The sequence below is a fragment of the Variovorax sp. 01N429 genome, assembly GCF_056399425.1.
Window position 1 is genome coordinate 88,025 of record NZ_JBFTRG010000018.1, and the last position, 18,188, is coordinate 106,212.

Annotated in this window: 17 protein-coding genes; 11 read left to right on the plus strand and 6 right to left on the minus strand. The window is 61.5% G+C overall.

The window, feature by feature from the left end:
• Positions 1-107 precede the first annotated feature (107 nt).
• Positions 108-512 (plus strand): hypothetical protein, encoded by a 405-nt coding sequence (locus tag AC1DSF_RS25050; RefSeq protein ID WP_478128313.1) that lies wholly within the window; start codon positions 108-110, stop codon positions 510-512.
• A 4-nt stretch (positions 513-516) separates the two neighbouring features.
• On the opposite strand, the gene AC1DSF_RS25055 is transcribed toward AC1DSF_RS25050, so the two are convergent.
• The 3 genes from AC1DSF_RS25055 to phbB all read right to left on the minus strand — a co-directional run bounded on the left by AC1DSF_RS25055 (position 517) and on the right by phbB (position 4,458).
• Entirely contained in the window at positions 517-2,208 is a 1,692-nt protein-coding gene (locus AC1DSF_RS25055) for a cation:proton antiporter domain-containing protein (RefSeq protein WP_478128314.1), read from the minus strand.
• A 37-nt stretch (positions 2,209-2,245) separates the two neighbouring features.
• Entirely contained in the window at positions 2,246-3,586 is a 1,341-nt protein-coding gene (locus AC1DSF_RS25060) for a dicarboxylate/amino acid:cation symporter (protein WP_478128315.1), read from the minus strand.
• Positions 3,587-3,720: 134 nt separating this feature from the next.
• Complete coding sequence (gene phbB / locus AC1DSF_RS25065; RefSeq protein WP_478128316.1) at positions 3,721-4,458, minus strand: acetoacetyl-CoA reductase; 738 nt, start codon at positions 4,456-4,458, stop codon at positions 3,721-3,723.
• A gap of 132 nt (positions 4,459-4,590) precedes the next feature.
• Here phbB and AC1DSF_RS25070 point away from each other — a divergent pair, with 132 nt between their 5' ends.
• Genes AC1DSF_RS25070 through AC1DSF_RS25090 form a run of 5 tightly spaced genes read left to right on the plus strand, consistent with a single transcriptional unit; the run spans position 4,591 to position 9,589 of the window.
• The gene (locus tag AC1DSF_RS25070; protein WP_478128317.1) at positions 4,591-5,607 is read left to right on the plus strand and encodes an ABC transporter ATP-binding protein; all 1,017 of its coding nucleotides are present in this window, start codon (positions 4,591-4,593) and stop codon (positions 5,605-5,607) included.
• A 50-nt stretch (positions 5,608-5,657) separates the two neighbouring features.
• Complete coding sequence (locus tag AC1DSF_RS25075; RefSeq protein ID WP_478128318.1) at positions 5,658-6,962, plus strand: ABC transporter substrate-binding protein; 1,305 nt, start codon at positions 5,658-5,660, stop codon at positions 6,960-6,962.
• 16 nt (positions 6,963-6,978) lie between these two features.
• Complete coding sequence (locus tag AC1DSF_RS25080) at positions 6,979-7,881, plus strand: carbohydrate ABC transporter permease (RefSeq protein ID WP_478128319.1); 903 nt, start codon at positions 6,979-6,981, stop codon at positions 7,879-7,881.
• Positions 7,878-8,717, plus strand: a complete 840-nt coding sequence (locus AC1DSF_RS25085; protein ID WP_478183624.1) for a carbohydrate ABC transporter permease — start codon at positions 7,878-7,880, stop codon at positions 8,715-8,717. Before AC1DSF_RS25080 ends, AC1DSF_RS25085 begins: the two co-directional genes overlap by 4 nt.
• Entirely contained in the window at positions 8,714-9,589 is an 876-nt protein-coding gene (locus tag AC1DSF_RS25090; protein WP_478128321.1) for an endonuclease/exonuclease/phosphatase family protein, read from the plus strand. Before AC1DSF_RS25085 ends, AC1DSF_RS25090 begins: the two co-directional genes overlap by 4 nt.
• Before the next feature lie 23 nt (positions 9,590-9,612).
• Here the strand turns inward: AC1DSF_RS25090 and AC1DSF_RS25095 are convergent, their stop codons facing one another.
• Positions 9,613-10,614, minus strand: a complete 1,002-nt coding sequence (locus tag AC1DSF_RS25095) for a tripartite tricarboxylate transporter substrate-binding protein (protein ID WP_478146121.1) — start codon at positions 10,612-10,614, stop codon at positions 9,613-9,615.
• 194 nt (positions 10,615-10,808) lie between these two features.
• Here AC1DSF_RS25095 and AC1DSF_RS25100 point away from each other — a divergent pair, with 194 nt between their 5' ends.
• From AC1DSF_RS25100 to AC1DSF_RS25120, 5 genes are all read left to right on the plus strand, one after another.
• The gene (locus AC1DSF_RS25100; protein WP_478183625.1) at positions 10,809-11,606 is read left to right on the plus strand and encodes a hypothetical protein; all 798 of its coding nucleotides are present in this window, start codon (positions 10,809-10,811) and stop codon (positions 11,604-11,606) included.
• Positions 11,603-13,000 (plus strand): XVIPCD domain-containing protein, encoded by a 1,398-nt coding sequence (locus AC1DSF_RS25105; RefSeq protein WP_478183626.1) that lies wholly within the window; start codon positions 11,603-11,605, stop codon positions 12,998-13,000. The genes AC1DSF_RS25100 and AC1DSF_RS25105 overlap by 4 nt, the downstream gene beginning before the upstream one ends.
• 31 nt (positions 13,001-13,031) lie before the next feature.
• On the plus strand, positions 13,032-13,820 hold the full coding sequence (locus AC1DSF_RS25110) for a hypothetical protein (protein ID WP_478128975.1): 789 nt from the start codon (positions 13,032-13,034) through the stop codon (positions 13,818-13,820).
• Positions 13,821-13,986: 166 nt separating this feature from the next.
• On the plus strand, positions 13,987-14,775 hold the full coding sequence (locus AC1DSF_RS25115; RefSeq protein WP_478146469.1) for a hypothetical protein: 789 nt from the start codon (positions 13,987-13,989) through the stop codon (positions 14,773-14,775).
• The gene (locus tag AC1DSF_RS25120) at positions 14,772-16,178 is read left to right on the plus strand and encodes an XVIPCD domain-containing protein (RefSeq protein WP_478183627.1); all 1,407 of its coding nucleotides are present in this window, start codon (positions 14,772-14,774) and stop codon (positions 16,176-16,178) included. The genes AC1DSF_RS25115 and AC1DSF_RS25120 overlap by 4 nt, the downstream gene beginning before the upstream one ends.
• A 14-nt stretch (positions 16,179-16,192) precedes the next feature.
• On the opposite strand, the gene AC1DSF_RS25125 is transcribed toward AC1DSF_RS25120, so the two are convergent.
• Both AC1DSF_RS25125 and AC1DSF_RS25130 read right to left on the minus strand, forming a co-directional pair.
• The gene (locus AC1DSF_RS25125; RefSeq protein WP_478126765.1) at positions 16,193-16,876 is read right to left on the minus strand and encodes an RraA family protein; all 684 of its coding nucleotides are present in this window, start codon (positions 16,874-16,876) and stop codon (positions 16,193-16,195) included.
• An 81-nt stretch (positions 16,877-16,957) separates the two neighbouring features.
• Positions 16,958-18,136, minus strand: coding sequence for an acetyl-CoA C-acetyltransferase (locus AC1DSF_RS25130; RefSeq protein ID WP_478145584.1), 1,179 nt, complete (start codon positions 18,134-18,136; stop codon positions 16,958-16,960).
• Positions 18,137-18,188 lie beyond the last annotated feature (52 nt).

Genomic DNA, 18,188 nt, shown 5'->3' on the forward strand with positions numbered 1-18,188 from the left:
ATTAGTATGAATTTTGCACCTCTCGCGCCGCCCTCTTGAACGCGCGCATGACTTGACCAATGAGACGGCTAGGCTCAATGTTCGTAAATCCACCTTCAGGAGGAGACATGAAGCATTTCACGCTGGCACCGCACATGACCGCAGCCGTCGGGGGCGCGTTTTATCCTTCGGGCCATTCGTTCGTGATGTTTCCGCACGCAGCCGACGCGAGCCGCATTGGGCACCAACTCATCGACGAAGGCTTCAGTGGCGACGAGGTCTATCTGATTCCGCCACACGTCGTGCTGGAGCAGATCACGCCGACCGTCCGCGACACCGACAACCCGCTTCCTTCCGCCGGAACCGACGGGGCGACCGTCAGGGCCTATACCAAGCTTGCGCGCGAAGGCCACACGGCGCTGCTCGTTCGCACCAAGGACGAAGCCTCGGCGCAGCGGCTCATGATGCTCGTGCGCGAAGTGCCCTACTCGATTGCCCAGCGGTACAGGGCACTCGTGATCGAAGACCTCTGAAGGATCATGCGGCCGCGGCGTGCGAAAGCACTTCTCGAGCCATCGCTTGGGCAAGTTCGTGCTCGCCCAGGAACACCGTCGCGCAGGCCTCCTTCGCCAGCAGGTTGGCCTCGTCTTCATTGTGGCTGCGGATCACCGTCTGAATGGCCGGATTGAGGGTTCGTGCGGTTTCGATCATCTGCCGCACATTGATTGCATCGGCCGTGGCCACCACCAGGACACGCGCGCGAGCAATATGCGCCTGGACCAGCACGCCTGGATCGGAGGCGTCGCCCCAAACTGCCGCAATGCCCTGTTCGCGCAGCTTTTCGACCAGTTCCCGGTTCTGCTCGGCGACCACGAAAGGAACGTCGTGAGCGGCCAGGGCCGAGGCGATTCGCTTCCCGACGCGGCCGTATCCGACCAGCACGACCTGCCGTGACAGATAGCGCGCCGCCGTGCTGGTCGGCAGTTCGGCCAAAGGATCGTCCCGCGATTCCAGCCCGCGCGCGAAAGACGAATGAGCATGCAGCCACCTTTGCAGCGGAGCGATCAGGCTGAACCAGAGCGGATTGGTCGCGATCGAGATCAGCGCACCGGCAAGCAGCAGGCTCTGGCCCTCCATTGGCAGCAGCCCCAGCCGGGCACCCAGTGCGGCAAGGATGAACGAGAACTCGCCAATCTGCGCCAGGCTCGCGCTGACCGTGAGCGCGGTGCCCAGCGGATAGCGAAAGAGCAGCACCAGCGCGCAAGCGGCGACGGATTTGCCGACGACGATCACCAGCACCACTGCCAACACCTGCAAGGGACGCTCGACCAGCACAGCCGGATCGAACAACATCCCCACCGAAACGAAGAACAGCACCGCGAACGCATCGCGCAGCGGAAGCGATTCCTGGGCGGCACGGTGGCTGAACTCCGATTCGCGCATCACCATCCCCGCAAAGAAGGCGCCCAGCGCAAACGAGACGCCGAACAGCGAAGCCGATGCGAACGCAATGCCGACCGCGGCCGCGACGACGCAAAGCGTGAAGAGTTCGCGCGAACCGGTCCGGGTGACCTGCCACAGGAGCCACGGAAACACCCTGCGCCCGACGACCAGCATCAGTGCGACAAAGCCGCCGACCTGCAGCAGCGTGAGGCCCAGCGTCTGCCAGATAGGAAGGTTCTCGGCACCCGCATCGGCACCGCCGAGCGCCGTCGCCAAAGGTGGCAGCAGCACCAGCACGAGCACCATCGCCAGGTCTTCGACCACCAGCCAGCCGACGGCGATGCGGCCGGTGAAGGAATCGAGAAAGCCGAGGTTTTCAAGCGCACGCAGCAGGACCACCGTGCTGGCAACGGAAAGCGCCAGGCCGAAGACCAGGGCACCGCCAAGGCTCCATCCCCACCAAGTGGCCAAGGCGCCGCCGAGCAAGGTCGCCACGATCATCTGGAACAGCGCGCCCGGTAGTGCGATTTTTCGGACCGCGAGCAGATCGTCGAGCGAGAAATGCAGGCCCACTCCGAACATGAGCAGCATCACCCCGATTTCGGCGAGTTGCGCCGCGATCTCGGCATCGGCAACGAAGCCGGGGGTGAACGGGCCGATGATCACGCCCGCCAGCAGGTAGCCCACCAGCGCCGGCAATCGCAGGCGCGCCGCGAGAAAGCCGAGCAACAGCGCCAGGCCCAGGCCTGCCGCGACGGTGTTGATCAGTGAAACGCTATGGGGCATCGCCTTGCATTCTGCAAGAACGACGCCCGAAGCCGATTCAAGTGGCCATCTTTCCCGTACGGGCGTTGACCAGGTCTTCCGGTTCCTGCGCCTCGACCCAGGTCTCGTTGTTCAGGCCCGCCTTCAACCGCGCGGTATCGAGTTCGTCGGTCCACTTGGCGACCACGATGGTCGCAACGCCGTTGCCGATCAGGTTGGTGAGCGCTCTCGCCTCCGACATGAACCGATCGATGCCAAGGATCAGCGCCAGCCCCGCGACCGGCACGTGTCCCACCGCCGACAGCGTTGCAGCCAGCACGATGAAGCCGCTGCCGGTGACGCCCGCCGCGCCCTTCGAGGTCAGCAGCAGCACGGCCAGCAGGGTGATCTCCTGCATGAGGGTCATTGGCGTGTTGGTCGCCTGCGCGATGAAGACCGCCGCCATCGTGAGATAGATCGACGTGCCGTCGAGGTTGAACGAGTAGCCCGTGGGAATCACCAGGCCGACAGTTGTCTTGTTCGCGCCGAGGTTCTCCATCTTCTCCATCATGCGCGGCAGCACTGATTCGGAGGACGAAGTGCCAAGCACGATCAGCAGTTCTTCCTTGATGTACTTGATGAATTTCCAGATGCTGAAGCCGTGGAAGCGCGCAATCGCGCCCAGCACCACGAAGATGAACAGCAGGCACGTGAGATAGAACGTCCCCATCAGCTTGCCAAGCTGGAAGAGCGAGCCGATGCCGTACTTGCCGATCGTGAAGGCCATCGCGCCGAAAGCCCCGATGGGCGCCAGCTTCATGATGTAGCCGACGATCACGAAGAGCACGTGCGAGCCCTTCTCGATCACGTCGAAGACCAGAGTGCCGCGGCCGCCGAAGCGATGCAAGGCAAAGCCGAACAGCACCGCAATCAACAGCACCTGCAGGATTTCGCCCTTGGCGAATGCGTCCACGAGCGTGTTGGGGATGATGTGCATCAGGAAGTCGACCGTGCCTTCCATCTTGCCGGGTCCCGTGTACGCAGCCAGCGCACGCGTGTCGAGCGAAGCCGGATCGACATTCATGCCCACGCCCGGCTTCAGCACGTTCACCAGCACCAGCCCCACCACGAGCGCGATGCTGCTGACGACTTCGAAATAGAGCAAGGCGAGCCCGCCTGTCTTGCCCACCTTCTTCATGTCTTCCATGCCGGCGATGCCGACGACCACGGTGCAGAAGATGATCGGCGCGATCATCATCTTGATGAGCTTGATGAAGGCGTCTCCCAGCGGCTTCATCGTCTCGCCCACCGAGGGATAGAAGTGTCCGAGGATCACGCCGATGACCACCGCGGTGATCACCTGCGCATAGAGCGACTTGTAGATGGGCGGCTTTGCATGCGCCGGGGCGGCTGGGCTCATTTCTGGTCTCCTTGCTATAGGCCGTTTGAACGACTGACCGGGCGGCTATGACTGTAGCCGCGAAACACGTGGCCGCCCAGAAAGCAAAAGACCCGCCTGAGCGGGTCTCTTGCTGAATGGTCTGCGGCCAATCCTCAGTGCATGTGCAAACCGCCGTTGACCGAGAAGTCGGCCCCGGTGGAATAGCCGCCTTCGTCGGTCGCGAGCCACGCGATGATCGAGGCGATTTCGCTCGGTTCGCCCAGGCGCTTGACCGGGATGGTGGCGACGATCTTGTCCAGCACTTCCTGGCGGATGGCCTTGACCATGTCCGTGCCGATGTAGCCCGGGCTCACGGTGTTGACCGTCACGCCCTTGGCGGCGAGTTCCTGTGCCAGGGCCATGGTGAAACCATGCATTCCGGCCTTGGCGGCCGAGTAGTTGGTCTGGCCGGCCTGCCCCTTGGCGCCGTTGACCGAGCTGATGTTGATGATGCGGCCCCAACCCTTTTCGACCATGTCGCCCACCACCTGCTTGGTGACGTTGAACATGCTGTTGAGGTTGGTCTCGATCACCGAGCTCCAGTCCTCGGGCGTCATCTTCAGGAACATGCGGTCGCGGGTGATACCCGCGTTGTTCACGAGGACGTCGATGGTGCCGTGCTCCGCCTTGGCCTTGGTGAAGGCATCGACGGTGGATTCCCAGTCGCCGACATTGCCGACCGACGCGTGGAACTCATAGCCTTCGGCCTTCTGTTCCGCGAGCCATTTGCCGAAGTCCCTTGTGGGGCCGCAGCCCGCGATGACGGTGAAACCGTCCTTGTGAAGGCGCTGGCAAATGGCCGTTCCAATGCCTCCCATGCCTCCGGTGACGTATGCGACTTTTTTGCTCATAAGAGTGTTCCTTGGTGTGTGCATGCCTGGACGGCGGGATCACTGTAGCGAAGTTTCCCACCAACACTCGATCAGGAAAACACTGAGCCTTCTTTGCAACGGGGTGTCACAAGACGTCCATATACTGAATCGATGTCTTCCATCGCGTTGATCGACATCGCCAAATCGTGGGGCGACACCACCGCCCTGCATGCGGTCAATCTGAATATCGAGCCTGGCTCGTTCTGTGTGCTGCTCGGTCCGTCCGGCTGCGGCAAGTCGACGACCCTGCGCATCGTCGCCGGGCTGGAGACCGCCACGGGCGGACGCGTGCTGATCGACGGCCACGACGTCACGGCCCTGCCCCCGGCAAAGCGCGGGATCGCCATGGTGTTCCAGAACTACGCGCTCTTTCCGCACCTGAGCGTGGCGGACAACATCACCTTCGGACTTTCGGTGCGCAAGACACCGCAGTCCAAGCAGACTGAACGGCTGCGGCACGCGGCGGACTTGCTTGGGCTGGCCGAGCTGCTCGATCGCAAGCCTTCTCAGCTTTCGGGGGGCCAGCAACAGCGCGTGGCGCTCGGCCGCGCGCTGGTGGCGCAAGCCAAGGTGTGCCTGATGGACGAGCCGCTGTCCAACCTGGACGCACAGCTTCGCCAGGAGATGCGCCGCGAATTGCGGGATCTGCAGCGGCAACTCGGGCTCACGGTGATCTACGTCACCCATGACCAGGCGGAGGCAATGAGCATGGCCGACCAGGTCGTGCTGCTCAACCGCGGCCATGTCGAGCAGACCGGGGCCCCGCGCGACCTTTATGCGCAGCCAGCGACCACGTTTTCCGCCCGGTTCATCGGCACCCCGCCGATGAACCTGATCGCGCTGGGAGACGGTTGCATCGCGGGGAGCGACACCAAGGTGGGCCTGAAGGCCGCAACACTCGGCGTTCGGCCGGAAGCCATCTCGCTCGATCCGGATGGCATCGGCGCCACCGTGGAAAGTGTGGAATACCTGGGTGCAGACCTCGTTCTGCGCTGTCGGATAGGCACCGAGATGCTCCTGGTTCGCACGGACGGGCGGCACCTTGCCGAGCCGGGTCAGCGCGTGGGCCTGCGCTGGGCCGGCGAGGACGCCCACGGCTTCGACACGGCCGGGCGACGCATCGATTGACTGAGCCAACCATTGCACCACCCGACGATTCAACGAAGGAAAAGAAGACCATGCAACGCAAGACTTTCATCAAGACGCTCGCAGTCCCCTTTCTGGCGGCCAGCGGCCTTTTTGCAGCCACTTCCGGGCTGCTGCATGCGCAGACACCGGTAGAACTCCAGTTCTACTACCCCGTCGCGGTGGGCGGCCCCATTGCCAAGACCATCGACGGCTTCGCGGCCGGTTTCATGAAGGAAAACCCCGGTGTGAAGGTCTCGCCGATCTACGCCGGCACCTACCAGGAAACCATCGTCAAGGCGCTGACCGCGCACAAGTCCGGCACGCCGCCGGTCACGTCGGTGCTGCTGTCGACCGACATGTTCACGCTGATCGACGAAGACGCCATCGTTCCTTTCGACGACTTCATCAAAACAGCGGACGACAAAGCGTGGCTCGGCGGCTTCTACAAGGCCTTCATGATGAACAGCCAGACCGGCGGAAAAACCTGGGGCATTCCGTTCCAGCGTTCGACCGTCGTGATGTACTGGAACAAGGAAGCTTTCAAGGAAGCCGGCCTCGACCCCAACAAACCGCCGACGAACTGGGCCGAACTCAAGGAGGCGGCAGCCAAGCTGACGAAGAAGGACGCGAGCGGAAAGGTCACGCAATGGGGCGTGCAGATTCCGTCGAGCGGCTTTCCCTATTGGCTCTTCCAGACGCTGACCACGCCCAACGATGCGATTCTGGCGAACGAGGCCGGCACCGCCGTCAAGTTCGACGACCCGAAGGTCATCGAAGCGCTGCAGTACTGGGTTGATCTCGGCAAGGCGGGTGTTCACCCGCCGGGGGTGGTCGAGTGGGGCACGACGCCCAAGGACTTCTTCGAGAAAAAGGCCGCCATCATCTTCACGACCACGGGCAATCTCACCAACATCAAGGCCAACGCCAAGTTCGACTTTGGTGTCGGCATGATCCCCGGCAACCGCCGCAAGGGCTCGCCGACGGGCGGGGGCAATTTCTACATCTTCAAGAAGTCGACACCCGCACAGCAAGAAGCGGCCTTCAAGTTCATCAAGTGGATTACCCAACCTGAACGCGCCGCCCAATGGAGCATCGACACTGGCTACGTTGCCGTCTCGCCAGCCGCCTACGAAACCGACGCCTTGCGCAAATATGGTCGCGACTTCCCGGCCGCGCTGGTGGCCCGCGATCAGCTGCCGGTGTCCGTTGCCGAGTTCTCCACGCACGACAACCAGCGCGTGACCAAGGCCCTCAATGACGGACTGCAGGCGGCATTGACCGGCACGAAGACGCCGGCTCAAGCCATGCAGGACGCTCAAAAAGAGGCCGACCGCATCCTGCGCTCATTCAAGTAAGCATCAGACCCAGCAGATGGCCAGCCAAAGCATCGCCGCAGGGAGTACCGCATCGCGCAACGCCATTCACGCGTGGCTGATGCTGCTGCCGGCGCTGGTGCTGCTGGTCGCCTTCACGCATTGGCCGGCCGTCTCGACGCTGATCGACAGCTTCTTCTCGACACCCAAGGGTAATCGTCCGGGCGTGTGGGTCGGGCTCGAGAACTATGCGGTGATGGTCGACGACCCGGTGTTCTGGAAGGCCGTGCGCAACAACCTGTGGTTCGCCGGAGCAACCATACCGCTGTCGATCGGGCTGGCGCTCGTCATGGCGTTGTGGGTCAACGAGCGCATCGCGGGCCGTGCCTTCTTGCGTATGGCGTACTTCACGCCGACGGTGCTGCCGATGATCGCCGTGGCCAACATCTGGCTCTTTTTCTACACGCCGCAGTACGGCCTGCTCGAACAGATCACCGGCGCGCTCGGCCTGCCGTCGCACAACTGGCTGGGCAGCCCTTCGACGGCGCTTGGCGCAGTCACGCTCGTGGCGATCTGGAAGGAAGCCGGCTTCTTCATGATCTTCTACCTGGCCGCACTGCAGACCCTCAACCCGAGCCTGCGCGAAGCGGCTGCCATCGAAGGCGCCAGCCGCTGGTACTTCTTCAGACGCGTGCAATGGCCGCTCCTGATGCCGACCACGCTCTTCGTCCTGGTCAACGCTTTCATCAATGCGTTTCGAATGGTCGACCACCTCTTCGTGCTGACGCGCGGCGGGCCCGACAACGCGTCCATCCTGCTGCTTTATCACTTGTACGAGGTGGGGTTCAGCTTCTGGGACACGGCGTATGCGTCGGCGATCACCGTGGTGCTGGTGGTGGTGCTCGCCGGGATCGCGCTCTTCCAGTTCTTCGTGCTGGACAAAAGAGTCCACTACAAATGAAAGCCGCCGTCAAAGCGCAGCGGTTGGCGTTCAATGAGCCGACGTGGCTGGACACCGTGGCGGCCTGGATGCTGGCGCTGCTGTGGATCTTGCCGCTCGCCTATGCCGTGTGGACGGCCTTTCATCCCGCTGAATACTCGACGCGCTTCGCCCTCGCTGCGCCGCTCACGCTGGACAACTTCAGGCGCGCCTGGGAAGCCGCGCCCTTTGCCCGCTATTTCCTCAACACCACGCTGCTCGTCGCGATGGTGCTCGCGGTGCAAGTGGTGCTGGGCACGCTTGCCGCATTCGCCTTTGCCCGCTATGAGTTCAAGGGCCGGGGTGTCGCCTTCGCGCTCGTGCTGGTGCAGCTGATGATCATGCCGGACATCCTCGTGGTCGAAAACTACAAGACCATGGCCCGGCTCGGACTCGTCGACACCTTGGTGGCCATTGGGCTTCCCTACTTCGCGTCTGCCTTCGCGATCTTCTTGCTTCGGCAGACTTTCCTCGGCATCCCCAAAGAGCTGGACGAAGCTGCGCGCGTCGAAGGCGCGAGCGCCATGCAGACCTTGTGGCGCATCTACGTGCCGCTCGCGAAACCCGTCTACACCGCCTTCGCACTGGTCTCGATCAGCTTTCACTGGAACAACTTCCTCTGGCCGCTGATCATCACCAACAGCGTCAACGCCCGGCCGCTGACGGTGGGCTTGCAGGTGTTCTCCTCGGTAGACCAAGGCGTCGACTGGTCCGTGATTACCGCGGCGACATTGATGACATCCGCGCCATTGCTGATTGCTTTCTTGCTCTTTCAGCGACAGTTCGTCCAGAGCTTCATGAGGGCTGGCATCAAATGAAACTGGTGACATGGAATACCCAATGGTGCTGCGGGCTGGATGGGGTCGTGAGCCCCGAACGCATCATCGAAGCCGCGCGCGCGATGGGCGACTTCGACGTGCTGTGCCTGCAGGAAATCGCTTCCGGATTCGGCGAGATGCCGGGCCGGCCCGGCGACCAGCCGGCGGAGATCCAGGCCCTGCTTCCCGGCTTCCAGGTCTTCTTCGGTGCTGCCGTGGATGAGTTCGATGCCGACGGCCGGCGCCAGCGCTTCGGCAACCTGATCGCGACCCGCTTGCCGGTGTCTCGCGTCCAGCACCATGCGCTGCCATGGCCCGCCGATCCCAGCGTCACCAGCATGCCGCGCATGTGCAGCGTCGTCACGCTGAGCAGCCCTGAACTCGGCGCCTTGCGCGTGATGACCACGCACCTGGAGTACTACTCTGCCTCGCAGCGCCTCGCGCAAGCCCGGGCGCTGCGTGATCTGCACGCGCAAGCCTGCGAGCAGGCCGCGGCGCCGCCCGTTGCCGAGTATCGCGGCTCGCCGTTTCAGCCCAAGCTGCACACGCCGCAGGCCATTCTTTGCGGCGACTTCAACATGGCAGCCTCGGACCCCGCCTATGAGGCGATCCAGGAACCCTTCACCGATCCGGCGTTGGCTGCCGGCGGCACGCCCGACAGGCGTCTGCAGGATGCTTGGCCGCTGGCCCATCCCGATCGTCCGCACGACGCGACCTTTCGGCTCTTCGACCGCACCTACGGCCCTGATCCGATCGCCTGCGATTTCGTGTTCGTGAGCAACGCCCTGGCGCCGCGCGTGCGGCGCGTAGAGGTCGATCTGCGGACGAAGGTATCCGACCATCAGCCGGTGCTGATCGAACTCTCCGACTAGCGGGCCTTGGCGCTGAGTTCCAGTCATTCGCCCTGGATGCCCGCCTCCTGGATTACCTTGCCCCATTGGGCGACCTCGGCCTCCAGGTGCCGACGCAAGGCTTCGGGCGTCACCTTGTCCATCGGCACGATTTCCGAACTCAGGTCGGCAAGGCGCTCCTTGACACTGTCGTCCTGCAACGCGACGCGCAGGGCGGCGTTGAGCTTTTTGATTGCGGCGGGCGGCGTGCCCTTGGGCGCATAGATGCCGTGCCATACGCGCACGTCGAAGCCTTTGAGGCCCTGCTCGTCGAGCGTCGGGATGTCGGGCATGCTCGACAGGCGCGTCGGCGTGGTCACGCCGAATACCTTCACGCGATTTCCTTGCTTGATGACGGGCGCGGTCTGCGTGGTCTGGTCGCACAGCAGATCCACCTGCCCGCCCATCAGATCGTTGAGCGCCGGACCAGCGCCCTTGTAGGGCACCGTCGTGAGTTCGACGCCAATCTGGCGCGTGAACAGTAGACCGCAAAGCTGCGACACCGCGCCGACGCCGGCATTGGCAAGGGACACCTTGTCCTTGTTCGCCTTCACGTAGGCGAGCAGTTCCTGGAAGTTGTTGGCGGGAAAGTCCTTGCGCGACAGCAGCGTCATCGGCACATCGAGGACCTGCCCGACGTATTCGAAGTCCTTGAGCGGGTCGTACGCCAGCTTCCTGTAGAGCGCCGGTGCGGTCGCCACGCCCATGTGGTGGATGAGGATCGTGTAGCCGTTGGGCGCGGCTCTCGCCACGCGTGCCGGCGCGATGGTGCCGCCCGCGCCGACGGTGTTTTCAACCACGACTGTCTGCCCGAGCGACTTGCCCATCGGGATCGCGAGCATGCGCGCAACCACGTCGGTGGGCCCGCCCGCCGAATAAGGCACGACCATCGTGACGGGCTTCTCGGGCCAGTTGGATTGCGCGACCGCGGGTGCCTGCAATGCCAGCAGGCCAGCCGCCAGACCTGTCCAGATCGTGGCATTCAGACCCATTGTGATTTTTCTCATGTCGCCTCTTTGACGGATGGTAATTGGAGCCTCATCGTCATTGCTGAGATGCAGACGCGCAATCAGGAATTGCGAAGGAGGGGCTTCTGTTTTGCCTAACAACTGGCCAAAAGTTTGCTCGATGCAATGCGTTCAGGCTATAGCGGAGGCGTGCATAGAATGCGATAAAAATTTCTATGCACAGGGAGGAAAAGGTGAATCGATTCATCGGGGTCGGCCACAGCCTGGCCGGCCGAAGTCTTCTTCGGGAGCTTCAAACAATTTTCAGAGTTGGCCCGCGAACTTCGCGCTTTGCGGCTTCCGTTGACCTGATTAATTTTGACAATTCGAACAAATTGGCAACGGGCTTTCTGGCTCGCGCCCTCGCTTGTTTTTTGGTCGGACTTGCGCTCGGCGCCTGTTCATCGACGACCGACAAAGCCGTACTTCATCCGCAGAAAGAAACCATGTCCAGTTCAGTTTTCACAGAGGCGCCTCGGCTTGACGCGCCTGAAGTGCTGCGCCGACTGCTGGCGCTCATCGATAGCGTGCGTGAGCCGCAAGACCTGACCATCGAGCGGGTCGCGCAGTTCACTGGGTTTCCGATGAAGCCCTTCTCTGACAAGCCCGCTAACGACACATATGTGATATCTCAGCTACTCACGGAGAACTGGCGGTACAGATATCTCTGGGGGCCAAACGGCGCAACACATCTTGCCGAATTGGGCTTGGCGTTCTACAAAAGACACTCCGACCAGCATCCTCCCAAGACGGACATCTGCCAGTTGGACGCGGCGCAGTTCCACGAAGCGCTCCTCCAGATGGGCTATCGGCATGTCGGCAGCACTCGTCGTGAAAGTCCCGCCAAGCAATACGAACGCGGAGTGGTCGAAGTAGAAATCGGAATCGTCGGGGAGAGCGACGAGAGCCTTGAAAAGATTTCGCATGACTGCATCAAGAGAGTGTCCATTGGCTTCGTGGTGAAAGATGTGGACTTGGAGGCAATGCAGTGAGCGCCATCAGCCCCCAACTCGACCGCATGATCCGAGAAGTCGGTGACCCGACATCAGCGTCCTATCGAAACCTGCGCGCAGTCATCGAGGAATCGCCGGTGTTGATGCGGCAGATAAACGACGCCGTCGCGCAAGGTCATTTGAAACACTTCGCCTTCATGCCCGAAGGCGAGAGCGCGGGAGCCAGCTACTGGCCCGACACACAAACCATCAATCTGAAGCACAGCGATCTCTTGAATCTCAGGCAAAGAGATTCGCTTACCTTCCTCCTGGGGCATGAAATACAGCATGGCATCAACCGTGAGCGCACGAGGCAAGGTCTCCAACAGTTCGACGCCGATGTCAAGAGCGTCGTTGAAAGCGGTCAGGCAGTCCATGACTACAGCACGCCGTTGGATCAGATGCTGGCGATCAACCGGAACGATGAAGCAAGTGCGCATATTGCCGGTTGGAACGCCTTGGTCAGCCGAGTGAAGCAAGGGGACCCAGAAGCCAATTTGTCCGACCTTGACAAACTGGCGAAGTACGTCGGATATGTGAACGACTTTGTCGAGAGCCAGGAAATCGACGGGCACCTATACACCACTGCGAAGGATGGCTTCACCCTCAACGCTGATCTTTCCATCACCCCAAACTCCCGCAACATCGAAGCCGCCGCAAAACACTTCTTCGACAAGAAGCCAGACGACACCCGACTCGGCCACCACGGCAATTCCGACTACGCCAACTACTACGCCGCCGGACTCGTCGGCTCCGTATGCCGCTATGAAATGCTCAACCCCGCTTTGGCCGGCAAGCTGCAGTTGGACATGCGCGGGCTCAAGCTCGACGAGAAACTGCTGGAGCAAAACGGCATCTGGCTCGGCGCACCAGCCGCCCGCTGCGCCTACCAAGACACACGGGCGCCGCATGTCGCAGAGCATTTCGATCACACGGCTGACAGCCATCAGCACGTCCCGATCCACGGCCTTCCGGCGCCGAGGCAACTGCAGCTGAGCAAGCTGGACCACCCCGAGCACCCGGCTCACAAACTATTCAGCGAGGCGCAGGCCGGCGTGCATCTGCTCGATGCGAAGGTGGGCCGCACCCCCGATCGGCAGAGTGACCAGCTCGCCTCCGCCCTCGCCATGGCCGCGCGCACCCATGGGATCAACCGCATCGACCACGTCGTGCTGAGCACTGACGCCTCCAAAGTGTTCGCGGTCCAAGGCGCGCTGGACTCGGCTCTCAAACGAATTGCCGGTGTGCCGACGGTCGAAAGCCTGAACACGCCGATTTCGCAGAGCACCCAGGCTTGGGAACAAGCCATGGAACGAGATCAGCAACAGGTTCAGGAGCGCACGCTGGAACAGCCACACACCATGCAGCGACAAGCGCGGGCAATGAGTCTCTGAGCCAAAAAAATTCTGCGCAGGGAGGAAACAGGTGATTCAACAAATCGCCATCGGCCACGGCATTGCTGGCCGAAGGCTCCGATCGATTTTCAGAGTCGGCCCGCGAACTTCGCGCTTTGCGGCTTCCGTCGATCTGATCAATTTTGACAATTCGAACAAATTGGCAGCGGGCTTTCTGGCCCGCGGCCTCGCTTGCTTTTTGGTCGGACTTGCGCTCGGTGCCTGTTCATCGACGACCGACAAAGCCGTTGTTCATCCGCAGGAAAAAAACATGTCCAGTTCAGCTTCCACAGAGGCGCCTCGGCTCGACGCGCCTGAAGTGCTGCGCAGATTGTTGGCGCTCGTCGACAGCGTGCATCAGCCGCAAGACCTGACCAGGGAACGGGTAGCGCAGTTCAGTGGAATTTCCATGCAGCCCTCTTCGGGCAAACCCCCCAACGTGGTTTACTCGATTTCCCAGCCGCTGACGGAAAATTTTTGGCATCGCTACGTTTGGAGGCCAAACAATGCGACGCATCTTCCGCGGCTTGGATTGGCGTTTTACGAGACCGCAAAGATTGGGGGCGCCAGCCCGCCCATGACCGAAATCTGCCAACTCGACGCAGCGCAATTTCAAGATGCGCTGCTCAAGCTGGGCTACCGGCATGTAGGCAACACTCGCCGCGCTAGTGACTCCAGGCAATATCGGCGTGGACATGTCGAAGTAGAGATTGGAATGTATGGGGAGAGTGGCGAAAGCCTGGAGAAAATTTCACATCGATGCATCCATAGAGTCTCCGTCGGCTTCCTTGTGGAATACATGGACGTGGGGGCGATGTGATGAACGCAAACAACCCGCGGCTTGATCGAGTGCTTCGTGAAGTCGGAGACCCCACGTCGTCCGCCTATGGAAATCTTCGCGCTGTCGTTGAGAAATCGCCGGCCTTGATGCTTCAAATGAACAACGCGGCCGCGCAGGGAAAAAATTCTGCGCCGGAAGGAAACAGGTGATTCAGCAAATCGCCATCGGCCACGGCATCGCTGGCCGATGGCTTCGATCGATTTTCAGAGTCGGGACGCGAACTTCGCGCTTCGCTGCTTCCGTCGACCTGATTGTTTTTGACAATTCGAACAAGTTGGCAACGGGCTTTCTGGCTCGCGGCCTCGCTTGTTTGTCGGTTGGACTTGCGCTCGGTGCCTGTTCATCGACGACCGACAAAGCCGTTGTTCATCCGCAGGAAAAAAACATGTCCAGTTCAGCTTCCACAGAGGCGCCTCGGCTCGATGCGCCTGAAGTATTGCGTCGACTGCTGGCGATCATCGACAGTGTGCATCAGCCACAAGACTTGACCAGGGAACGGGTAGCGCAGTTCAGTGGAATTGCCATGCAGCCCTCTTCGGGCAGACCCCCAAACATGGTTTACTCGATCTCCCAGCCGCTGACGGAAAACTGGTGGTATCGCTACGTCTTGGGGCCAAACAATGCGACGCATCTTCCGGGTCTGGGTTTAGCGTTCTACCAAACGACAAGACATCCGGATCGCCCTCCAATGACAGAAGTCTGCCAACTGGATGCGGCGCAATTTCATGAGGCCATAGTCGCGACCGGCTACCGTCACGTCAGCAGCACTCGACACGAGAGTCCCGCCAAACAGTACCAACGCGGCACGGTCGAAGTCGAAGTCGCTATGGTCGGCGAGAGCGGCGAGAGCCTTGAAAAGATTTCGCATGATTGCATCAAGAGAGTCTCTATCGGTTTTATCGTGAGGTACATGGACCTGGGAGCGCCGCGATGAGCGTTATCGACCCCCGGCTCGACCAATTGATGCGCGGAATCGGTGATCCAACGTCGCCCGCTTACCAAAACCTTCGTGCCGTCATTGAAGGATCGCCCGCACTGATGAAGCAGATGAACGATGCAGTCTCGCGCGGTCATCTGAAGCGTTTCGCCGTCATGGCCGTAAGCGAGAACGCCGGAGCCAGCTACAGTTCGGACACAAAAACCATCAATCTAAAGCTCGACGATCTGCTCGATGCCACAAAGCGCAATAGGCTCACGTTTCTCATGGGCCATGAAGTTCAGCACGGCATGAATCGAGAGCGCACCAGAAACGGTCTGGAACAATTCGACCGCAGCGTCCAGCGCGAGCTAGGAAGTGGCCAGTCCGTCCATGACTACAGTCGTGCGCTCGAACAGATGCTCTCAATTAATCGCCATGACGAAGCCAGCGCGCACATTGCTGGCTGGAACGCATTGGTCAGCAGACTCAAGCACGGCAATGCAGAATTTGATCTTTCGGACATGGACGAACTAGCGATAGAGGTGGGCTACGTCAATGATTTTGTTGATACGCAACGAATCGAAGGTCGCCTGCGGATCTCTTTGAAGGCGGGATTCACGCTCAACCCTGACCTGTCGATCACCCCCGACTCCCACAACATCGAAGCCGCCGCAAAACACTTTTTCGACAAGAGGCCAGACGACACCCGACTCGGCCACCACGGAAATTCCGACTACGCCAACTATTACGCCGCCGGGCTCGTCGGCTCAGTGTGCCGCTATGAAATGCTCAACCCCGCTTTGGCCGGCAAGCTGCAGTTGGACATGCGCGGGCTCAAGCTCAACGAGAAACTGCTGGAGCAAAACGGCATCTGGCTCGGCGCACCCGCCGCTCGTTGCCCCTACCAAGACACACGGGCGCCGCATGTCGCAGAGCATTTCGATCACACGGCTGACAGCCATCAGCACGTCCCGATCCACGGTCTTCCGACGCCGAGGCAACTGCAGCTGACACAGCTGACCCAGCTGGACCACCCCGAGCACCCGGCTCACAAACTATTCACCGAGGCACAAGCCGGCGTGCATCTGCTCGATGCGAAGGTGGGCCGCACCCCCGATCGGCAGAGTGACCGGCTCGCCTCCGCCCTCGTCGTGGCCGCGCGCACCCATGGGATCAACCGCATCGACCACGTCGTGCTGAGCACTGACGCCTCCAAGGTGTTCGCGGTCCAAGGCGCGCTGGACTCGGCTCTCAAACGAATTGCCGGTGTGCCGACGGTCGAAAGCCTGAACACGCCCATTTCTCAGAGCACTCAGGCTTGGGAGCAAGCCATGGAGCGAGATCAGCAACAAGTTCAAGAGCGCACGCTGGAACAGCCACTCACCATGCTGCGACAAGCGCGGGCAATGAGCCTCTAGGCGAAAAAGCCCGACTACATCACGCCAAAGGTCGCCAGCGCCTCGCAGGCACTCATGCCATCCTTGATCGCATCCGCCACCTTGTTTTCGGTGCGCACCTTGTCCAGTGCCTTTGCCACGGCTTCCGCCTCGACCGCGCGCGGAATCACCAGCACACCCTCGCGATCACCGAACAGCAAATCGCCCGGTGCAATACGTACGCCGTCGATCTCGATCGTGCAGCGATAGTCGATCACCTGCCCCCGCACTCCCTGGTCCTGCGCATAAGTGCCTCGGCAAAACACATTGAACCCGAGACGCTCGATTTCATTGGCGTCGCGCACGTAGCCGTCAAGAATGGCGCCCGCGGCCTTGAGGTGCTGCGCCCGCGTCGACATCAAGCCGCCCCAGAGCGCATAGCGCAACGAGGCGCCCGTGGCGATATAGATTTCGCCCGCCTTCAGATCGTCGAGCGCCTCGAGCATCAGTCCGAAGGGCTTGCCCGACAGCGGCCCGGCCGATCGATTGCCGTCATTGATGACGTCCGCCTCGAGCACCGGCATTGCACGCCCGACGATGCGCATCGTCTTCTCCAGCGGCGCGATGCCCGCGGGAAGAAACTGGTGCTGATAGCCCATCGTGTCGAGCACATCACCTACCGCAGCAACGAAGAGTTCGTCGCGGATTTGCTGGAACAGGGCGTGGTCGCTGTCGTTCATCGTCTTTCCTTGTGGTTCAAATCGGAAATGAAAAAAGCCGCGCCCTGGGACGCGGCTTGTTGTTGTCCAACGCAATCGCGCTCAACGCTCAATCGTCAGGGCAACCCCCATGCCACCGCCGATGCACAGCGACGCAATGCCCTTCTTGGCGTTCTGCCGCTGCATCTCGTGCAGCAAGGTCACCAAGATGCGGCAACCGGACGCACCGATCGGATGGCCGATCGCGATCGCACCGCCGTTCACGTTGACCTTGTTCACGTCCCAGCCCATTTCGCGATTCACGGCGCAGGCTTGCGCAGCAAAGGCTTCGTTGATTTCGAGCACGTCCAGGTCCTGGGGCTTCCAGCCCGCGCGCTGCAACGCCTTCTGCGATGCCGGCACGGGTCCCATGCCCATGAATGCAGGATCGAGGCCGGTGCTCGCGTAGCTGGCAATGCGGCCAAGCGGCTTGAGCCCGAGCGCCGCGGCCTTCTTGGCGGTCATCACCATCACCGCGGCAGCGCCGTCGTTCAGGCCGGAAGCGTTGCCGGCCGTCACACCACCCGCCTTGTCGAAGGCGGGGCGCAGGCCCGCGAGCCCTTCGGCACTGGTCTTGCGATTGATGAACTCATCCTTGTCGAAGACGATCGGGTCGCCCTTCTTCTGCGGGATGTTGACGGCGACGATCTCGTCCTTGAACTTGCCGGCGTCCTGCGCAGCGGCGGCCTTGGTCTGGCTGCCCAGTGCGAGTTCATCCTGGGCGGAGCGGCTGATGTCGTATTTCTTGGCGACGTTCTCGGCGGTGATGCCCATGTGGTACTGGTTGTACACGTCCCACAGGCCGTCGATGATCATCGAATCGACCAGCTTCCAGTCGCCCATGCGCTGGCCGTTGCGCGAATTGGGCAGCACGTGCGGCGCGAGGCTCATGCTTTCCTGCCCGCCGGCAACGACGATTTCGCTGTCGCCGGTGGCCACGGCCTGTGCGGCCAGCATCACTGCCTTGAGCCCCGAACCGCAAACGGCATTGATCGTGAGCGCCGGAACCGAATTGACGATGCCGCTCTTCAGCAGCGCCTGGCGCGCGGGATTCTGTCCGCTGCCCGCCGTCAGGACCTGGCCCATGATGACTTCGCCGATCTGGTCATTGCCGACCTTGGCGCGCGCGAGCACTTCCTTGATCACGAGCGCGCCCAATTCCGTCGCAGGAATGTTGGCCAGCGAGCCGCCAAACTTGCCGACGGCCGTGCGTGCGGCTGAAACGATGACGATGTCTTCCATGATGTGCTCTCCGATGCGTGGATTGAAATGACAGTTGAAATGACGGGAAAGG

Excerpts from the sequence above, each read along its gene's own strand:
- AC1DSF_RS25095 (WP_478146121.1), bottom strand. The coding sequence starts at position 10,614 with ATGAGAAAAATCACAATGGGTCTGAATGCCACGATCTGGACAGGTCTG.
- AC1DSF_RS25055 (WP_478128314.1), bottom strand. The coding sequence starts at position 2,208 with ATGCCCCATAGCGTTTCACTGATCAACACCGTCGCGGCAGGCCTGGGC.
- AC1DSF_RS25090 (WP_478128321.1), top strand. The coding sequence starts at position 8,714 with ATGAAACTGGTGACATGGAATACCCAATGGTGCTGCGGGCTGGATGGG.
- AC1DSF_RS25070 (WP_478128317.1), top strand. The coding sequence starts at position 4,591 with ATGTCTTCCATCGCGTTGATCGACATCGCCAAATCGTGGGGCGACACC.
- AC1DSF_RS25125 (WP_478126765.1), bottom strand. The coding sequence starts at position 16,876 with ATGAACGACAGCGACCACGCCCTGTTCCAGCAAATCCGCGACGAACTC.
- AC1DSF_RS25080 (WP_478128319.1), top strand. The coding sequence starts at position 6,979 with ATGGCCAGCCAAAGCATCGCCGCAGGGAGTACCGCATCGCGCAACGCC.
- AC1DSF_RS25075 (WP_478128318.1), top strand. The coding sequence starts at position 5,658 with ATGCAACGCAAGACTTTCATCAAGACGCTCGCAGTCCCCTTTCTGGCG.
- AC1DSF_RS25050 (WP_478128313.1), top strand. The coding sequence starts at position 108 with ATGAAGCATTTCACGCTGGCACCGCACATGACCGCAGCCGTCGGGGGC.
- phbB (WP_478128316.1), bottom strand. The coding sequence starts at position 4,458 with ATGAGCAAAAAAGTCGCATACGTCACCGGAGGCATGGGAGGCATTGGA.
- AC1DSF_RS25060 (WP_478128315.1), bottom strand. The coding sequence starts at position 3,586 with ATGAGCCCAGCCGCCCCGGCGCATGCAAAGCCGCCCATCTACAAGTCG.
- AC1DSF_RS25085 (WP_478183624.1), top strand. The coding sequence starts at position 7,878 with ATGAAAGCCGCCGTCAAAGCGCAGCGGTTGGCGTTCAATGAGCCGACG.
- AC1DSF_RS25120 (WP_478183627.1), top strand. The coding sequence starts at position 14,772 with ATGAGCGTTATCGACCCCCGGCTCGACCAATTGATGCGCGGAATCGGT.
- AC1DSF_RS25130 (WP_478145584.1), bottom strand. The coding sequence starts at position 18,136 with ATGGAAGACATCGTCATCGTTTCAGCCGCACGCACGGCCGTCGGCAAG.